The sequence below is a fragment of the Stenotrophomonas sp. SrG genome (assembly GCF_050031795.1).
Lineage (GTDB): Bacteria > Pseudomonadota > Gammaproteobacteria > Xanthomonadales > Xanthomonadaceae > Stenotrophomonas > Stenotrophomonas rhizophila_A.
On record NZ_JBNBBE010000002.1, the window covers coordinates 27,156 to 43,358 of the forward strand.

Below are 16,203 nucleotides of genomic sequence, written 5' to 3' on the forward strand. Positions count from 1 at the left end.
CAAGGTTCGAATCCTTGACAGCCCACCAAGACAGAAGCCATCCGGTCCGCCGGGTGGCTTTTTTCTTGCCTGCGATCCGGTATGGCGCGGACACGCATGGCGTGACCCTGCGCGGTGCCCGCCCCCGTCGTCCGCGTCTGAACGATTTCCGCAGAAACCCCTTGCAACGCCGTGCGGCATTGCGTCATAATTCGCCTCCCGATTTTCGGGCTGTTAGCTCAGTTGGTAGAGCAGTTGACTCTTAATCAATAGGTCCAAGGTTCGAATCCTTGACAGCCCACCAAGACAGAAGCCATCCGGTCCGCCGGGTGGCTTTTTTCTTGCCTGCGATCGGGCATGGCGCGGACACGCATGGCGTGTTGCGACCTGCGACCTGCTTCTGGTCTTCACGTACAATGCGCCCAGCGCGAAAGTGGCGGAATTGGTAGACGCCCTGGATTTAGGTTCCAGTGCCGCAAGGCGTGGGGGTTCGAGTCCCCCCTTTCGCACCAGCTGACAGGGCAGGGGACTCCCCTGAACACGCCCCGGAATGACGTTCCCGGCACCCTGCTGGCGGCGCTGGCCGTTATCGGCCAAACTACAGGGCTGCGGCGGGCAGGCGCGTCCACGACCCCGCGTTCTCAACCCGTTTCATCCAATCACATCGTGCCGGGGGCGTCGCCACCGGTTGGCAGGAGTCAACATGCAAGCTTCGATCGAATCCACCGGCAATCTGGAACGCCGCCTGACCTTCTCGCTGCCGGAAGACCGCCTGCAGACCCACATCAGCGGCCGCCTGGGCGAAATCGCCCGCACCGCGCGCATCAAGGGCTTCCGCCCGGGCAAGGTGCCGGCCAAGGTGATCGAGCAGCGCTTCGGCCAGCAGGTTCGCAGCGAAGCCGTTGACGGCCTGCTGCGTGAGACCTTCGATGCCGCCATCCGCGAGCACGAACTGCGCATTGCCGGCGCGCCGCGCATCGACAAGGGCGACGCAGGTGAGTTCTCCTTCGTGGCCACCGTCGAGCTGGTGCCGGACTTCGGCGACGTCGACGTCAGCAAGCTGACCGTCGTGCGCCACACCGCCGAGATCAACGACGCCGACATCGACCAGATGATCACCAACCTGCGCGAACAGCGCCGCAGCTGGAGCCCGGTGGACCGTGGCGCCCAGGAGGGCGACCTGGTGGCGCTGGAAACGTGGTCGCAGGCCGGCGATGAGCGCCTGCCGGCCGAAGGCACCGAAAAGGGCAGCGTGGTGGTGGGCCAGGGCATGATGTTCGAGCAGATCGAACAGGGCCTGGTCGGCCTGGCCAAGGGTGAAGAAAAGACCCTGGACGTCGAGTTCCCGGCCGACTGGCGCGTGCCGGCGCTGGCTGGCAAGCAGGTCAAGGTCACCGTCAAGGCGGTGGACGTGTCCGCGCCGGTGCTGCCGGAGGTGGATGCCGAGTTCATCAAGAGCTTCGGCGTGAAGGGCGGCGACGTGGAGCAGTTCCGCAAGGACATCCGCGCCAACCTGGAGCGCGAGCTCAAGGGCGCCCTGATGAACCGCCTGCGCCGTGAAGTGGGCGAGCAGCTGATCGCTGCCTACGCCTCGGTCGAAATGCCGCCGCGCCTGGTCGACAACGAAGCCCGCGCCATGCTGGCCCAGCAGGTCGAGCAGATCCGCCGCAGCGGCCGCAACCCGGGCGAAATCCCGGCCGACGCCCATGAAGGCTTCAAGGACGCGGCCGCCAAGCGCGTGCTGGTTGGCCTGCTGGTCGGCGAAGTGGCCCGCCGCAACGACCTGCGCCTGGATCCCAAGCGCCTGAACGAAACCATGCGCCTGATCGCCTCGACCTATGAAGAGCCGGAGCAGGTCATTGAGATGTACCGCAACGACCCCCAGCTGATGAGTGGGCTGCAGAACCGCGTGATGGAAGAGCAGGTGATCGACTGGATCGCCGAGCGCGCCCAGCACACGGAAGAGCAGTTGTCGTTCCAGGACGCGATCCGCCAGTAAGCGGCCCGCGTTTTACGCCCCGCGCCCCGGCGCGGGGTCGTTCCCCCCAAAATAGGTGCCTCACAATGGACAACCGAACCACAGCCCTGAACATGGTTCCGATGGTGGTCGAACAGACCAGCCGCGGCGAGCGCGCCTATGACATCTATTCGCGCCTGTTGAAGGAGCGCCTGATCTTCCTCGTGGGCCCGATCGACGATCACATGGCCAACGTAGTGGTGGCGCAGCTGCTGTTCCTGGAAGCGGACAATCCGGAAAAGGACATCAGCATCTACATCAACTCGCCCGGTGGCGTGGTCACCGCCGGCATGGCGATCTACGACACCATGCAGTACATCAAGCCGGACGTGAGCACCATCTGCGTCGGCCAGGCCGCCTCGATGGGTGCGCTGCTGCTGGCTTCCGGCGCGGCCGGCAAGCGTTACGCGCTGCCGAATTCGCGCGTGATGATCCACCAGCCGCTGGGCGGCTTCCAGGGCCAGGCCACGGATATCGACATCCACGCCCGTGAGATCCTGACCCTGCGTTCGCGCCTGAACGAAGTGCTGGCCAAGCACACCGGCCAGTCGCTGGAGACCATCGCGCGCGACACCGAGCGCGACAACTTCAAGAGCGCGGCCGATGCGGTGGCTTACGGCCTGGTCGACCAGGTGCTCGAGCGCCGTCCGGAAGAGTCGATCACCCCGGCCTGATGTGCCGCCAGGCCGGGAAACCGGCCTGTTTCCGCAGGGTCGGGCTGGACTGGCGTCCTCCCGACCCTGTGCTATTCTCGAATCGAACCCCCGTTCAGCGGGTGGGGTAACTGGGTAAGCGAAGCATGAGCGAAGACCGCCAAGGTCGTTCCACGGAAACCGGCAAGATCCTCTACTGCTCCTTCTGCGGAAAGAGCCAGCACGAGGTGCGCAAGCTGATTGCTGGGCCAAGCGTGTTCATCTGCGATGAATGCGTGGAGCTGTGCAACGACATCATCCGTGAAGAGCTCGAGGAAAAGGCGCAGTCGGCGCGCAGTTCGCTGCCCAAGCCGCGCGAGATCCTCGAAGTCCTGGATCAGTACGTGATTGGCCAGAACCGGGCCAAGCGCACGCTGGCCGTGGCCGTGTACAACCATTACAAGCGCATCGAGAGCCGCCAGAAGAACGACGAAGTCGAACTGGCCAAGTCCAACATCCTGCTGGTCGGTCCGACCGGTTCGGGCAAGACCCTGCTGGCCGAAACCCTGGCCCGCCTGCTCAACGTGCCGTTCACCATGGCCGACGCCACCACGCTGACCGAAGCCGGTTACGTGGGCGAGGACGTGGAAAACATCATCCAGAAACTGCTGCAGAAGTGCGATTACGACGTCGAAAAGGCGCAGCAGGGCATCGTCTACATCGATGAAATCGACAAGATCTCGCGCAAGAGCGAGAACCCGTCGATCACCCGTGACGTGTCCGGCGAAGGCGTGCAGCAGGCGCTGCTGAAGCTGATCGAAGGCACCGTGGCCAGCGTTCCGCCGCAGGGCGGCCGCAAGCACCCGCAGCAGGAATTCCTGCAGGTGGACACCAAGAACATCCTGTTCATCTGCGGCGGCGCGTTCGCCGGGCTGGACAAGGTGATCCAGGCCCGCTCCAACGATTCGGGCGGCATCGGGTTCGGTGCCAAGGTCAAGAGCTCCGAGCGCAAGCAGGAAGTGGGCAAGGTGCTGGCCGAAGTCGAGCCGGAAGACCTGATCAAGTTCGGCCTGATCCCGGAATTCGTCGGCCGCCTGCCGGTCGTGGCGACCCTGGAAGAGCTGGACGAAGCGGCCCTGGTCAGGATCCTGACCGAGCCGAAGAACGCCATCACCAAGCAGTTCAAGAAGCTGTTCGAGATGGAGCACGTGGAGCTGGAGTTCCGGCCGGACGCCCTGTCGGCCATTGCCCGCAAGGCGCTCAAGCGCAAGACCGGTGCCCGCGGCCTGCGTACCATCGTCGAATCGGTCCTGCTGGACACCATGTACGACCTGCCTTCGGCAGAAAACGTCAGCAAGGTGGTGGTGGACGAATCGGTGATCGAACACAAGTCCGAGCCCTACCTGATCTACCAGACTCCGCCGGCTCCTGAACAGAAGGCCGCTGGCGCTGAATAATCCGTCAAGCATTTGAATTGATGGGATTTTTTCAGAGCATCTTGCATCTGGACGCCGATGGCCCCATAACGGGGCCATCGGCTTTTTTGTATCCGGGTGACGCTGCCCGGAGGCCATCCCCACTGCTCAACTGGAGCCCACATGGCCCGTTCCCCAACTGAGACTCTCGACCTGCCGGTACTGCCGCTGCGCGACGTGGTGGTGTTCCCGCACATGGTCATTCCGCTGTTCGTCGGCCGCGACAAATCCATGCATGCGCTGGAGCAGGCGATGGAGGCCGACAAGCGCATCCTGCTGCTGGCGCAGAAGTCGGCCGAGACCGACGACCCCACCGCCGCCGATCTCTACCAGGTCGGCACCCTGGCCCAGGTGCTGCAGCTGCTGAAGCTGCCCGACGGCACCATCAAGGTGCTGGTGGAAGGCCTGTCGCGCGTCAACGTCACCCAGGTCGCCGAGCGCGACGGTTCGCTGCATGGCGTGGCCGAGGAAATCGAATCGGACGACGCGCGCGAGCCGCGTGAGGTCGAGGCGATCGCCCGTTCGCTGATGTCGCTGTTCGAACAGTACGTCAAGACCAACCGCAAGCTGCCGCCCGAGCTGCTGCAGACCCTGGCCGGCATCGATGAACCGGCGCGCCTGGCCGATACCATCGCCGCGCACATCAGCGTGCGCCTGGCCGACAAGCAGCGCCTGCTGGAAACCCTGCAGGTCGGCGACCGCCTGGAAATGCTGGTGGGCCTGGTCGACGGCGAGATCGACGTGCAGCAGATGGAGAAGCGCATCCGCGGCCGGGTCAAGTCGCAGATGGAAAAGAGCCAGCGCGAGTACTACCTCAACGAGCAGATGAAGGCCATCCAGAAGGAACTGGGCGACCTCGACGATGCGCCGGGCGAGCTGGAAGAGCTGGCGCGCAAGATCGCCGAAGCGGGCATGCCCAAGCCGGTGGAAGCCAAGGCCAAGGCCGAGCTCAACAAGCTCAAGCAGATGTCGCCGATGTCGGCCGAAGCGGCCGTGGTGCGCAATTACCTGGACTGGCTGCTGGGCGTGCCGTGGAAGAAGCGCACCAAGGTGCGCAAGGACCTCAAGGTTGCCCAGGACACCCTGGATGCCGACCACTTCGGCCTGGACAAGGTCAAGGACCGCATCCTGGAATACCTGGCGGTGCAGTCGCGCGTGAAGCAGATGAAGGGCCCGATCCTGTGCCTGGTCGGGCCGCCGGGCGTGGGCAAGACCTCGCTGGGGCAGTCCATCGCCAAGGCCACCAACCGCAAGTTCGTGCGCATGAGCCTGGGCGGCGTGCGCGACGAGGCCGAGATCCGTGGCCACCGTCGCACCTACGTCGGCTCCATGCCGGGCCGCATCGTGCAGAACCTCAACAAGGTGGGCAGCAGGAACGCGCTGTTCGTGCTGGACGAGATCGACAAGATGTCGATGGACTTCCGTGGCGACCCGTCTTCGGCGCTGCTGGAAGTACTCGACCCGGAACAGAACAACGCCTTCAACGACCACTACCTGGAAGTGGACCTGGACCTGTCCGAAGTGATGTTCGTGGCGACCTCGAACTCGCTCAACATCCCCGGCCCGCTGCTGGACCGCATGGAAGTGATCCGCATCCCCGGCTACACCGAGGATGAGAAGCTCAACATCGCCATGCGCTACCTGGTGCCCAAGCAGCTCAAGGCAAACGGCCTGAAGCCGGAGGAGCTGGAAATCGAGGCCGACGCCATCCAGGACGTGGTGCGTTACTACACCCGCGAATCGGGCGTGCGCAACCTCGAGCGCGAAGTAGCCAAGATCTGCCGCAAGGTGGTGAAGGAAATCGCGCTGGGCGGTCCGGCGGTGCTGGCCAAGCCGGCCAAGGCCGGCAAGAAGGCCGCGGCGAAAAAGAAGGCACTGGTGGTGGTCAACGGCCGGAACCTGGAGAAGTACCTGGGCGTGCGCCGCTTCGACTTCGGCCGCGCCGAAGAGCAGAACGAGATCGGCCTGGTCACCGGCCTGGCCTGGACCGAAGTGGGCGGCGACCTGCTTCAGATCGAATCCACCCTGGTCCCCGGTAAGGGCGCGCTGATCCTGACCGGCCAGCTGGGCAATGTCATGAAGGAATCGGCCTCGGCCGCGTTGTCGGTGGTGCGTTCGCGCGCCGAGCGGCTGGGCATCGACGCCGAGTTCCTGCAGAAGCATGACGTGCACGTGCACGTGCCCGATGGCGCCACCCCGAAGGACGGCCCCAGCGCCGGCATCGCGATGGTGACCTCGTTGGTGTCGATGCTGACCAAGGTGCCGATCCGCGCCGAAGTGGCGATGACCGGCGAGATCACCCTGCGTGGTCGCGTCACCGCCATCGGTGGCCTGAAGGAAAAACTGCTGGCGGCGCTGCGCGGTGGCATCACCACCGTGATCATCCCCGAAGAGAACCGCAAGGACCTGGCCGACATTCCGGCCAACGTCACCCGCGACCTGAAGATCATTCCGGTGAAGTGGATTGAAGAGGTGCTGGACCTGGCCCTGGAAACGCCGCTGACCGCGCCCAAGCCGAAGAAGGATGGGCAACGCGTCACAGTGCGGGGCAAGAGCAAGACACCATCCACAACGCGCGTCAAGCACTGACGCGCGCATGGGAAATGCCCGAAACCCGCGTCGTTATTGGCTTTTCAGCTTGCGCGGGTAGGGGTGCGCTGGTATAAAAGCACCACTCGCAAGTCAGCAGACGCTGACGGGTGCGAATCGAGAACTTCACTGGCGTCCGGCCACGTAGCGGGCCGGATGCTTCACTGTCGAACATGCGGAATCCCCGCCAAAGGAGCTGTACAGAATGAACAAGACCGAATTGATCGACGCCGTTGCCGAATCCGCTGACCTGACCAAGGCCGAGTCGCAACGCGCTGTCGATGCCGTCATCGCTGCTGTCACCAAGGCCCTGAAGGGCGGTGATGCGGTGACCCTGGTGGGCTTCGGTACGTTCCAGGTGCGCGACCGCGCCGCCCGTACCGGCCGCAACCCGAAGACCGGCGACACCATCAAGATCGCTGCGTCGAAGAATCCGTCGTTCAAGGCTGGCAAAGCCCTGAAGGATGCCGTAAACTAAGCGGCTTGCTGGGGTGCTTAGCTCAGCGGTAGAGCGTCTCCTTTACACGGAGAGGGTCGGGGGTTCGAAACCCTCAGCACCCACCATGCACCGCCAGTAAAAGTTTGAAATGTGGAGCGGTAGTTCAGCTGGTTAGAATGCTGGCCTGTCACGCCGGAGGTCGCGGGTTCGAGTCCCGTCCGCTCCGCCAATTCTTGAAGGCCCCTGGTGCAAACCAGGGGCTTTTCTTTTTGCTGCGATGCCCGGGTGCCGGGCGCCCCTGTTGGGGAGTGGCGCGAAGCGGGGTACACTGCCGGATTCGCCAATCGGGCCTTGATTTCTCCCATGCTGCAGAAACTTCGCGACAAGACCTCGGGCTGGATCGTTACCGTGATCCTGGGGCTGCTGATGATTCCGTTCCTGTTCGTGATCGACTCCAGCTACCTGGGTGGTGTCGGCGCGCAGAACGTGGCCAAGGTGGCAGCGCCGCCGACCTGGTGGCGCTCGGCGCCGTCGTGGTGGCCGATGTCCTTCCTCTGGCAGCACCATGAAATCAGTGCGGAAGAATTCCGTACCCGTTTCGAGCAGGCGCGCCAGCAGGCCCGCCAGCAGCAGGGCGAGAACTTCGACCCGCGCCAATTCGAAAGCGCCGAGAACAAGCGCGCCGTGCTCGACCAGATGATCGATGAGAAGGTCGTGCGCCTGGCCGGCGAACAGTCCGGCATCGTCATCGGCGACGCCGCCGTGCGCGAAACCATCGCCTCCATCCCGGGCTTCATCGGCCCCGATGGCAAGTTCAACCAGGACCAGTACCGCCTGGCGCTGACCACCGGCAACCCACCGCGCACCCCGGCGCAGTTCGAAACGCTGGTGCGCGAGAGCCTGCAGCAGTCGATCATTCCGCAGGCGCTGCAGGAATCGGGTTTTGTCACCAGCGTGGAGGCCGAGCGGCTGATGAAGCTGCTGGGCGAAACGCGTGACGTGGAAATCGCCGCGCTGCCGGAGCTGCCGGCCGATACGGCAGAAGTGACCGACGCACAGATCAAGCAGTGGTACGACAGCCACCCGAAGGATTTCCGCCAGCCGGAAACCGTGTCGCTGGAGTTCGTGGAAATCAACGCGGCCGCGCTGCCGCCGGCGGCCGCCGCCGATGAAGCCACCCTGCGCAAGCGCTACGCCGACGAGAAGGCGCGCTTCTCCACGCCCGAAGCCCGTCTTGCATCGCACATCCTGATCGCCGCCGATGGCAGCGACCCGGCCAAGCTCAAGGCCGCTGAAGAAAAGGCCGCCGCACTGGCCACGCAGGCCAAGGCGCCGGGTGCGGATTTCGCCGCGCTGGCCAAGGCCAACTCGGACGACACCGGCTCCAAGGCCACCGGTGGTGACCTGGGGTGGGTGGAACGCGATTCCATGGTCAAGCCGTTCGAAGACGCGCTGTTTGGCATGAAGGCAGGCGAGGTGAGCGCACCGGTCAAGACCGAGTTCGGTTACCACGTGCTGCAGCTGCGCGAGGTCCGTGGTGGCCAGCAGCGTCCGTTCGAGGAGGTCCGCGACCAGCTCGCCGCCGAACAGCTCAAGGCCGACAACGAAGGCGCGTTCTCCGAACTGAGCGGCCGCCTGGTCGACCAGGTCTACAAGAACCCGACCTCGCTGCAGGGCGCGGCCGATGCGCTGAAGCTGAAGGTGCAGACCCTCGGCCCGTTCACCCGCGACACCGCCAGTGGCATTGCCGCCAACCCGGCGGTGCTGCGCGCGGCGTTCTCCGATGTGCTGGTGCAGGACGGCACCGTGAGCGACCCGATCGCGATCACGCCCGACCACAGCGTGATGATCCGCGTGACCGACCACAGCCCGGAACAGGCATTGCCGCTGGACAAGGCCCGCGACGGCGTGATCGCCGCGATCCGCGCCGACCGCAACCGCCAGGTCTCGGCCAAGGCCGCTGACGCGCTGCTGGCCAAGCTCAACGCCGGGCAGACCCTGCAGGCGCTGGCCGCCGAAGAGAAGCTGCAGCTCAGCCCGCTGCCGGGCCTGCCGCGCACCCAGCCGGTGCCGACCCCGGAGATCAACCGCGCCGTGTTCGCCGCCCCGGCCCCGGCCGAAGGCAAGCCGAGCTATGGCAAGGTCGCCGTGCAGGACCGCTACGTGGTGTTCGCGGTCAACAAGGTGACCCCGCCGAACCTGGCTGAGGTCCCGGCCGAGCAGAAGCAGCAGTTCAAGGACCAGCTGGACCAGGTAGACGGCATGGCCTCGGCCAAGGCCTTCATCCAGGCCATGCGCAAGCACTACAAGGTGCAGGTCGAAGAAGCCAACCTCTAAGGGTTGGCTGGCGTCCGCTTACGAAAAAGGCCCGGCAATGCCGGGCCTTTTTTGTTGCGCCTTATCCGCCTCAATCCTCGACGCGCAACACCGCACCGGGCTTGAGCACGCTGCTGCCGCTGAGGTTGTTCAGCGACAGCAGCGCCTTGAGTGGCATCCCGTAGCGCTTGGCAATCGTCCACGCAGACTCGCCGTTGCGCACGGTGTGGCGGCGCGCCTTGGGACGGTCCGCGCTGGCAACGGCGCGGCTGGCGACCTGGGTCTGCGTACGCGGGCTGATCGTGTCCGACACGGGCGCGTCAGCCTGGGCCAGCATCACCGAAGGGTCCACCGGCGCGTGGGTGGCCGGGGCCAGTACGGTCACCTGGCCGCTGGGGCGGCCCTTGCCGCTGGCCAGGGCCGGATTGAGCCGGGCGATGCGCGCCGGGTCCAGCGAGCGCTGTACGGCCCACTGCTGCACGCTGGTGCCGGCTGGCAGGGTGTGGCCCTTCAGCACCGGCACGGTGCGGTCCAGCGATGCCATCACCGCCGGCGTGGTTTCAGCGTTTTCCAGCACGCAGGCCAGCGCGTGCAGCTTCTCCACGTACGCGTAGGTCACCGGCGACAGCCCCGGCAGCTCGGCAGGGCGCGCGTTCTGCGCGTTCATGCCGGCCTTGCGCAGCGACTGCAGCACGCGGTATTCGCCAGCGTTGTAGGCCATGGTGGCCAGGCGCCAGTCGCCGCCGAACATCCCGTGCAGGGTCTTGAGGTAGCGCACCGCGGCCTGGGTGGAATCGGCCGCCGACAGCCGGCCGTCGTAGCCGCTGGTCATCTGCACGCGGTGGTTCCTGGCGGTGGAGGCGATGAACTGCCACAGCCCGGCCGGGCCGGCACCATTGCGCGCGTTGGGCCGGTAACCACTTTCCACGAACGGAATCAGCGCGAACTCAGTGGGCAGGTTGGCAGCGCGCAGCTCTTCGACCACATAGCCGAACAGCACCAGTGCATCGTCATCCTGGTTGGCCAGGCGCGAGGGCGCATGGGCGAACTGTTTCTGCCAGCGTGGGCTGGTGGCCTCGACGTCGCAGGTCGGTTCGGCCAGGCCATCGCGGAAGCTGGCGAAGATGTCCTGGCCATTGCGGACGGAAGCGGGGGGCAGGGCAGTGCCGTCCAACGGCAACTGCGACAAACCGGCCACGTTCTGCGACATCCCCGCAGTCAGCGACTGGGCGCCCGCGGTGCCGGCGATGGCGATCGCCAGGCCTGCCGCGAGCGGCAACCATCGCCGACTCATGTTCGGAATCCGTCTTTCCAGCCCCGCAGACCTGCCAGGACATCGACTTCATCGGTGACGGGACGACCGAGGTGCCGGCTGACGGCAGCGCGGACAGCGGGTGTATCGGTTCGCAGGAACGGGTTGCATTCCAGCTCGCTTGCCAACGTAACGGGCAGCGTAGGGCGTTCATCGCGGCGCATGGCCAGTGCCTCCTCATGGCGTCGCGCAAGCGCGGCGTTGGCGGGGTCGACATGCCGCGCGAAGACGGCATTTGACACGGTGTACTCATGGCCGCAGCACAACAACAGGTGCGGCGGCAGGGACGCCAGCTTGTGCAGGGAAGCCAGAAGCTGGGGTGGCGTACCTTCGAACATCCGGCCACACCCCAGGCTGAACAACGCATCTCCGCTGAAAAGATGTTCAGCGCTGTGAAATGCGATGTGCGTCCGGGTGTGTCCGGGCACGGATACTACGTCGATCTCCAGCCCCAGTGCCTGAATGCGTTCACCTTCCCCTACCCGGCGGGTGGCGCCGGGAATGCGCGGATCGTGCGGGGCGATCACCTCCAGCCCCGCAAACCTGGCCTGCAGCTCCGCCACACCGCCGATGTGGTCGTCGTGGTGGTGAGTGAGCAGGATCGCGTGCGGGCGCCAGTTCTGCTGCGCTGCGACGGCCACCACGGGGGCCGCCTGGCCGGGGTCGACCACGATCGCGCGGCCGTCGTCGGCGACCAGCGCCCAGATGTAGTTGTCCGCGAATGCGGGTAGGGCAGTCAGTCGCATAGAATTGGACCATGCCCGCCGCGCCGAGCCCCCGTCAAGCTTCCGTCGCATCCTGGTTTGATACTGAACCGGCGCAGGCGCTGCGTGAGCTGGAGCGCAAGGCCCTGGAGCCGGTGCTGGCCTCTCACCCGCTGAACCCCTGGTTGTGGATCGCGCCGACCCCGGCCTGGCTGGAAGATGCCGCGTTGCCGGGGCAGGGCGTGCGCCTGCACCGCAGCGCGGGTGGCTACACCGGCGACGTTACCTGCGCGCTGCCGCTGCCTTTCCAGACCGAGAGCCTCAACGCCATCGTGCTGCAGCACGTGACCGCCCGCGACGCCGAACAGCTGATCGCCGAATGCGAGCGGGTCCTGATGCCCGGCGGCCGGCTGTGGCTGTCCACGCTCAATCCGTTCAGCCCATTCCGCAGCCAGTGGCGCCGGCACGGGTTGGTGGTGCGCACCCCGCAGCGGCTGCGCCACACCCTGGAGCGGGCCGGGCTGGCCTGCGACGACCTGGCCTGGCTGGGCCCGATGTGGCACAACCGCGCGCCCGAGCGCGGCAGCATCGCCGCCCTGCGCGCGGCCTGCCTGTTCACCGCCGAAAAACGTACCCTGGCCCTGCCAGGACCTACGCCACTGCCGGTACGCCGTTGGCACGGCACCGTGGCGACCTGATCTGGAGTTGTATTGAAAACCATTGAAATCCACACCGACGGTTCCTGTCTCGGCAATCCCGGCCCCGGCGGCTGGGCCGCGTTGATGCGCTACAAGGGCCACGAGCGCGAGCTGAGCGGTGGCGAAGCGCACACCACCAACAACCGGATGGAGCTGATGGCCGCCATCTCCGGCCTGGAAGCACTGACCGAACCGTGCGAGATCGTGCTGTTCACCGATTCGCAGTACGTGCGCCAGGGCCTGACCCAGTGGCTGCCGGGCTGGATCCGCAAGAACTGGAAGACCGCCGGTGGCGACCCGGTCAAGAACCGCGACCTGTGGGAGCGGCTGCATGCGGCCACCCAGAAGCACAGCATCGACTGGCGCTGGGTGAAGGGCCATTCCGGTGACCCGGACAACGAGCGGGTGGATACGCTGGCGCGCGACGCCGCGATCCGGATCCGTGCCGCCGGCCCGGTACACTAAGCCCATGCGTCAGATCATCCTCGATACCGAAACCACCGGCCTGGAATGGCGCAAGGGCAACCGCATCGTCGAAATCGGCTGCGTGGAACTGCTGGAACGCCGCCCGAGCGGAAACAACTTCCACCAGTACCTCAAGCCGGACTGCGAGTTCGAACAGGGCGCCCAGGAAGTCACCGGGCTGACCCTGGAGTTCCTGGCCGACAAGCCGGTGTTCGCGCAGGTGGCCGAAGAATTCCTGGCCTACATCGACGGCGCCGAGCTGATCATCCACAACGCCGCGTTCGACCTGGGCTTCCTGGATTACGAGCTGTCGTTGCTGGGCGACCAGTACGGCAAGATCACCGACCGCTGCACGGTGATCGATACGCTGAAGATGGCGCGCGAGCGCTATCCGGGCCAGCGCAACTCGCTGGATGCGCTGTGCAAGCGGCTGGGCGTGGACAACGCGCACCGCCAGCTGCACGGCGGCCTGCTCGACGCGCAGATCCTGGGCGATGTGTACATCGCACTGACCTCCGGCCAGGAGGAAATCGGCTTTGGTTCGGCCGATGACGTCCGCCCGGGTACGGCACACGCGCAGGCCTTCGATACCAGCCGCCTGTTGCCGCGCCCGCGCGTGGTGGCAACGGCCTCGGAGCGGGAGGCGCACGAAGCGCGCCTGGCCAAGCTCCGCAAGAAGGCCGGGCATGCCATCTGGGATGGCCCGAAGGTGGAAGAGGCCGTCGCGTAGAGGCATCACGACCAACGGTCGTGATCTACCGCCGGGCACGGACCGTCGAATGCGGGTATGTCACGACCGCTGGTCATACGCGTATCCCGGTAGGTCACGACCGTTGGTCGTGACGGCTGCCATCAATGGCAACGCACCAGAATGACGGTGATGTTGTCAGAACCACCCCCATCCAGCGCGGCGGCCACCAGCGTATCCACGCACTCCTGCGCACTGGCGTCGTCGTAGGCCAGGGTGCGGGCGATCCCGGTGTCTTCCACTTCCTCGGTCAGCCCGTCGCTGCACAGCAGCAGCTGCATGCCCGGGCGCAGCTCGCCGGCGGTGGTGGCCACGTTCAGGTGGGCCGGATCGGTCACCCCCAGTGCCTGGGTCACCACGTTGCGGTGCGGGTGCGCGCGTGCCTCTTCGGCCGTCAGATTGCCCTGCGCCACCATTTCCTGCACCACGCTGTGGTCCTGGCTGAGCTGCGCCAGCTTGCCGTCGCGCCACAGGTAAGCGCGGCTGTCGCCGACCCAGGCCACTTCATAGCGGTTGCCCTGGACCCGGGCGGCCACCACGGTGGTGCCCATCGGCAGGCTGTCGTTGCGGCGGCGCGAGGTGCGGATGATTTCCTCATCGGCCACCCGGATCGCGTGCGCCAGCGTGGCGCCCTGGCGGATCTCGCGCACGATGGTCTCGCGCGCCAGCGCGCTGGCCACTTCGCCACAGGCGTGCCCGCCCATGCCATCGGCCACCAGCCACAGTGCCAGCTCCCCGTCCCCGTAGTAGGTGTCCTCATTGAGATCACGGCGCAGGCCAGGGTGGGTCAGGTGTCCGAATTCGATCATGGAGGTGCGCAGGCCAGGAGTGTCATTGCTGAGGGATAACGGCATGATCGCGGCCCTGCGGACATCCGGCAAGGCATCGATACAGAAGAAATTCATCGGAAGCGCGGGAATGGCTTGCCGTCGGCGGCTCCTGACCGTATTATTCGCTCCCCGGTTCGCCGGGGACCATCTGGAGAGGTGGCAGAGCGGTTGAATGTACCTGACTCGAAATCAGGCAGGCGTTTATAGCGCCTCGGGGGTTCGAATCCCCCCCTCTCCGCCAGACACGCAAAAAAGGCTGCCCTTCGGGTGGCCTTTTTTGCGTGTCTGGCGGAGAGGGGGGGATTGCAACGGCGCGTAGCGCCGTTGCCCCCGCGATGCTTCCTCTCCCCGCCCCTGTCGGGGCAGCCCCTCAACAGAGGGGCTTGCCTCTTCGATGTGGTGAGCGAACGACGGCGTCTGCAAAGGCTTCGTAAGCCGCGTAGAGCCACGCCATGCGTGGCTGGGCGCGGTCCGGATCGAAGGCAGCCACGCAGGTGGTGCTCTGCGGCTAAACTGGGGTCAACAGAATAGTGGTGAGACCCCATGAGCGCAGAAATCCAGGTTCCCGTCTCGTTTGGCGAGCTGCTGGACAAGATCTCCATTCTGCAGATCAAGTCCGAGCGGATCAGTGATCCGGGCAAGCTGGCCAACATCCGCGCCGAGCTGAGTGCACTGGAGAAGACCTGGATGGCGCATCCGGCCGGCGGCACGGATATCGCCAAGCTGCGCATGGAGCTGAAGGACATCAATGAGCAGCTCTGGGATATCGAGGACAACATCCGGCTGAAGGACCAGGCCGCTGAGTTCGATGAGGCGTTCGTCGCCCTGGCGCGCAGCGTCTACCAGAAGAACGACACCCGCGCCCGGATCAAGAAGGACATCAACCTGGCGCTGGGCTCGGTCTACGTCGAAGAGAAGTCCTACAAGGATTACAGCGGGCGCGGTTGATCGGCCACGTAGCGTTCGAAGGCGGCGATGCCGTCGTCGACCGTGATCAGCTGCATCACGTCATCGAACTCGACCTTGGTGCCCCAGTTGAGTTCGCTGGCCGGCTTGCCCAGGAACTTCCGCGCCGCGTCGTCATAGCGGTCCACGCAGTAGCGGCGGTCCGAATAGGGGCCGCTGCGGTGTGGGTTGCTGGCCGCGTGCAGGCCCAGCACCTTGGTGCCCATCGCGTTGGCGATGTGCATCGGGCCCGAATCCGGGGTCATCACCAGCGCCGCGCGGGCCAGCAGGGCCGGCAGCTGCTTGAGGGTGTCCTTGCCCACCAGGTCCAGCGCGGGGGTGGTGAGCTGGGCCTGGATGGCGTCCGCCATGCCGCGCTCCAGTTCGCTGCGGCCGCCGCACAGCACTACCCGCCAGCCCCGTGCAACCGCATGGTTGGCCACTGCCGCGTAGCGGTCGGCATACCAGTTGCGGCGTACGTGGCTGGAGCAGGGCGAAATCATCAGCACCGGCCGGCCATCGTCCTGCCATTGCGCCTGCGCCCATTCCACCGCCGCCGGCGGGATCGCCAGGTCCCAGCTGACCTCGGTCTGGCGGATCCCCAACGGTTCGCAGAAGCTGCCGATCGCATCCAGCACGTGGATGCCGGGGCGGTCGGGGATGCGTTCGTTGATGAAAAGACCGTGCAGGTCCTTGGAACGCGCCTTGTCGTAGCCGATCCGGCGCACCGCCGGGACAAACGCCGACAGCACATTGGCGCGGAAGGCTACCTGCATCTGCAGCAGCGCCTCGAAGCGGCCGGGCGGCAGCGACGCGCGCAGGGCGCGCATGCCGGCCAGGCCGGTCTTCTTGTCGTAGGCATGGAACACCACGCCCGGCAGGCCGTCCAGCAGCTTGTGCCCGGCCTTGTCGATGATCCAGTGCAGTTCGGTCCCGGGCCGTGCCTGCTGCAGGGTGCGCACCAGCGGCACCACGTGGGTGACATCGCCCAGCGCGGACAAACGCAAAAGACACAAGGAAGAGGACGCTGATGCCATGGTGTTGTTAGACTCGA

General features: G+C 65.8%; 15 protein-coding genes and 6 tRNA genes (1 of these 21 cut by a window edge). 16 read left to right on the plus strand and 5 right to left on the minus strand.

Features of this window, described 5'->3' with window-relative positions:
* Window positions 1–28, plus strand: a tRNA-Lys gene (locus ACQG3P_RS01935) (it extends 148 nt beyond the left edge of the window).
* Here the strand turns inward: ACQG3P_RS01935 and ACQG3P_RS01940 are convergent.
* On the minus strand, window positions 1–188 hold a 188-nt coding region (locus tag ACQG3P_RS01940), incomplete at its 3' end, for a hypothetical protein (RefSeq protein ID WP_426804040.1). The genes ACQG3P_RS01935 and ACQG3P_RS01940 overlap by 28 nt on opposite strands.
* 19 nt (window positions 189–207) lie before the next feature.
* On the opposite strand from ACQG3P_RS01940, the gene ACQG3P_RS01945 reads away from it, so the two are divergent.
* The 10 genes from ACQG3P_RS01945 (at window position 208) to ACQG3P_RS01990 (ending at window position 9,468) form a co-directional block, all read left to right on the plus strand.
* A tRNA-Lys gene (locus tag ACQG3P_RS01945) sits at window positions 208–283 on the plus strand.
* 123 nt (window positions 284–406) lie between these two features.
* Window positions 407–491 (plus strand) — tRNA-Leu (locus ACQG3P_RS01950).
* Between the two features lie 191 nt (window positions 492–682).
* Window positions 683–1,978 carry a trigger factor gene (gene tig / locus ACQG3P_RS01955; RefSeq protein WP_068849573.1) on the plus strand — a complete coding sequence of 432 codons (1,296 nt, stop codon included), beginning with the start codon at window positions 683–685 and terminating at the stop codon, window positions 1,976–1,978.
* Between the two features lie 65 nt (window positions 1,979–2,043).
* Window positions 2,044–2,670: an ATP-dependent Clp endopeptidase proteolytic subunit ClpP gene (clpP, locus tag ACQG3P_RS01960; protein ID WP_038690153.1), complete on the plus strand. Its 627-nt coding sequence runs from the start codon at window positions 2,044–2,046 to the stop codon at window positions 2,668–2,670.
* A gap of 125 nt (window positions 2,671–2,795) precedes the next feature.
* Window positions 2,796–4,085: an ATP-dependent Clp protease ATP-binding subunit ClpX gene (gene clpX / locus ACQG3P_RS01965; RefSeq protein WP_068849575.1), complete on the plus strand. Its 1,290-nt coding sequence runs from the start codon at window positions 2,796–2,798 to the stop codon at window positions 4,083–4,085.
* A gap of 141 nt (window positions 4,086–4,226) precedes the next feature.
* The gene (lon, locus tag ACQG3P_RS01970; RefSeq protein ID WP_426804041.1) at window positions 4,227–6,692 is read left to right on the plus strand and encodes an endopeptidase La; all 2,466 of its coding nucleotides are present in this window, start codon (window positions 4,227–4,229) and stop codon (window positions 6,690–6,692) included.
* A 205-nt stretch (window positions 6,693–6,897) separates the two neighbouring features.
* The gene (locus ACQG3P_RS01975) at window positions 6,898–7,170 is read left to right on the plus strand and encodes an HU family DNA-binding protein (protein WP_068849578.1); all 273 of its coding nucleotides are present in this window, start codon (window positions 6,898–6,900) and stop codon (window positions 7,168–7,170) included.
* Between the two features lie 11 nt (window positions 7,171–7,181).
* A tRNA-Val gene (locus ACQG3P_RS01980) sits at window positions 7,182–7,256 on the plus strand.
* Between the two features lie 27 nt (window positions 7,257–7,283).
* Window positions 7,284–7,360 (plus strand) — tRNA-Asp (locus ACQG3P_RS01985).
* 134 nt (window positions 7,361–7,494) lie between these two features.
* A complete protein-coding gene (locus ACQG3P_RS01990) occupies window positions 7,495–9,468 on the plus strand; it encodes a peptidyl-prolyl cis-trans isomerase (protein WP_426804042.1) in 1,974 nt (657 codons plus the stop codon).
* 70 nt (window positions 9,469–9,538) lie between these two features.
* On the opposite strand, the gene ACQG3P_RS01995 is transcribed toward ACQG3P_RS01990, so the two are convergent.
* The gene (locus ACQG3P_RS01995; RefSeq protein ID WP_426804043.1) at window positions 9,539–10,741 is read right to left on the minus strand and encodes a transglycosylase SLT domain-containing protein; all 1,203 of its coding nucleotides are present in this window, start codon (window positions 10,739–10,741) and stop codon (window positions 9,539–9,541) included.
* Window positions 10,738–11,505 carry a hydroxyacylglutathione hydrolase gene (gene gloB, locus ACQG3P_RS02000; RefSeq protein ID WP_426804044.1) on the minus strand — a complete coding sequence of 256 codons (768 nt, stop codon included), beginning with the start codon at window positions 11,503–11,505 and terminating at the stop codon, window positions 10,738–10,740. Before gloB ends, ACQG3P_RS01995 begins: the two co-directional genes overlap by 4 nt.
* 11 nt (window positions 11,506–11,516) lie before the next feature.
* Here gloB and ACQG3P_RS02005 point away from each other — a divergent pair, with 11 nt between their 5' ends.
* From ACQG3P_RS02005 to dnaQ, 3 genes are read left to right on the plus strand one after another with little or no spacing between them, the layout of a single operon-like run.
* Entirely contained in the window at window positions 11,517–12,161 is a 645-nt protein-coding gene (locus ACQG3P_RS02005; RefSeq protein ID WP_426804045.1) for a methyltransferase domain-containing protein, read from the plus strand.
* 12 nt (window positions 12,162–12,173) lie between these two features.
* Entirely contained in the window at window positions 12,174–12,626 is a 453-nt protein-coding gene (gene rnhA, locus ACQG3P_RS02010) for a ribonuclease HI (protein ID WP_068849587.1), read from the plus strand.
* A 4-nt stretch (window positions 12,627–12,630) separates the two neighbouring features.
* A complete protein-coding gene (gene dnaQ / locus ACQG3P_RS02015) occupies window positions 12,631–13,356 on the plus strand; it encodes a DNA polymerase III subunit epsilon (protein WP_210131926.1) in 726 nt (241 codons plus the stop codon).
* A gap of 122 nt (window positions 13,357–13,478) precedes the next feature.
* Here dnaQ and ACQG3P_RS02020 read toward each other — a convergent pair whose 3' ends face one another.
* Complete coding sequence (locus ACQG3P_RS02020) at window positions 13,479–14,183, minus strand: PP2C family protein-serine/threonine phosphatase (RefSeq protein WP_068854556.1); 705 nt, start codon at window positions 14,181–14,183, stop codon at window positions 13,479–13,481.
* A 171-nt stretch (window positions 14,184–14,354) separates the two neighbouring features.
* Here ACQG3P_RS02020 and ACQG3P_RS02025 point away from each other — a divergent pair.
* Together ACQG3P_RS02025 and ACQG3P_RS02030 are read left to right on the plus strand one after the other, a co-directional pair.
* Window positions 14,355–14,445: transfer RNA gene (locus ACQG3P_RS02025), tRNA-Ser, on the plus strand.
* Window positions 14,446–14,747: 302 nt separating this feature from the next.
* Entirely contained in the window at window positions 14,748–15,152 is a 405-nt protein-coding gene (locus ACQG3P_RS02030; RefSeq protein WP_068849600.1) for a DUF6165 family protein, read from the plus strand.
* Here ACQG3P_RS02030 and ACQG3P_RS02035 read toward each other — a convergent pair.
* Entirely contained in the window at window positions 15,134–16,186 is a 1,053-nt protein-coding gene (locus ACQG3P_RS02035; RefSeq protein WP_426804046.1) for a glycosyltransferase family 9 protein, read from the minus strand. The genes ACQG3P_RS02030 and ACQG3P_RS02035 overlap by 19 nt on opposite strands.
* Between the last annotated feature and the right edge of the window lie 17 nt (window positions 16,187–16,203).

Bases quoted from the DNA above. Each gene is read 5' to 3' on its own strand.
- tig (WP_068849573.1), top strand. From the start codon at position 683: ATGCAAGCTTCGATCGAATCCACCGGCAATCTGGAACGCCGCCTGACC.
- clpP (WP_038690153.1), top strand. From the start codon at position 2,044: ATGGACAACCGAACCACAGCCCTGAACATGGTTCCGATGGTGGTCGAA.
- clpX (WP_068849575.1), top strand. From the start codon at position 2,796: ATGAGCGAAGACCGCCAAGGTCGTTCCACGGAAACCGGCAAGATCCTC.
- lon (WP_426804041.1), top strand. From the start codon at position 4,227: ATGGCCCGTTCCCCAACTGAGACTCTCGACCTGCCGGTACTGCCGCTG.
- ACQG3P_RS01975 (WP_068849578.1), top strand. From the start codon at position 6,898: ATGAACAAGACCGAATTGATCGACGCCGTTGCCGAATCCGCTGACCTG.
- ACQG3P_RS01990 (WP_426804042.1), top strand. From the start codon at position 7,495: ATGCTGCAGAAACTTCGCGACAAGACCTCGGGCTGGATCGTTACCGTG.
- ACQG3P_RS01995 (WP_426804043.1), bottom strand. From the start codon at position 10,741: ATGAGTCGGCGATGGTTGCCGCTCGCGGCAGGCCTGGCGATCGCCATC.
- gloB (WP_426804044.1), bottom strand. From the start codon at position 11,505: ATGCGACTGACTGCCCTACCCGCATTCGCGGACAACTACATCTGGGCG.
- ACQG3P_RS02005 (WP_426804045.1), top strand. From the start codon at position 11,517: ATGCCCGCCGCGCCGAGCCCCCGTCAAGCTTCCGTCGCATCCTGGTTT.
- dnaQ (WP_210131926.1), top strand. From the start codon at position 12,631: ATGCGTCAGATCATCCTCGATACCGAAACCACCGGCCTGGAATGGCGC.
- ACQG3P_RS02020 (WP_068854556.1), bottom strand. From the start codon at position 14,183: ATGATCGAATTCGGACACCTGACCCACCCTGGCCTGCGCCGTGATCTC.
- ACQG3P_RS02030 (WP_068849600.1), top strand. From the start codon at position 14,748: ATGAGCGCAGAAATCCAGGTTCCCGTCTCGTTTGGCGAGCTGCTGGAC.
- ACQG3P_RS02035 (WP_426804046.1), bottom strand. From the start codon at position 16,186: ATGGCATCAGCGTCCTCTTCCTTGTGTCTTTTGCGTTTGTCCGCGCTG.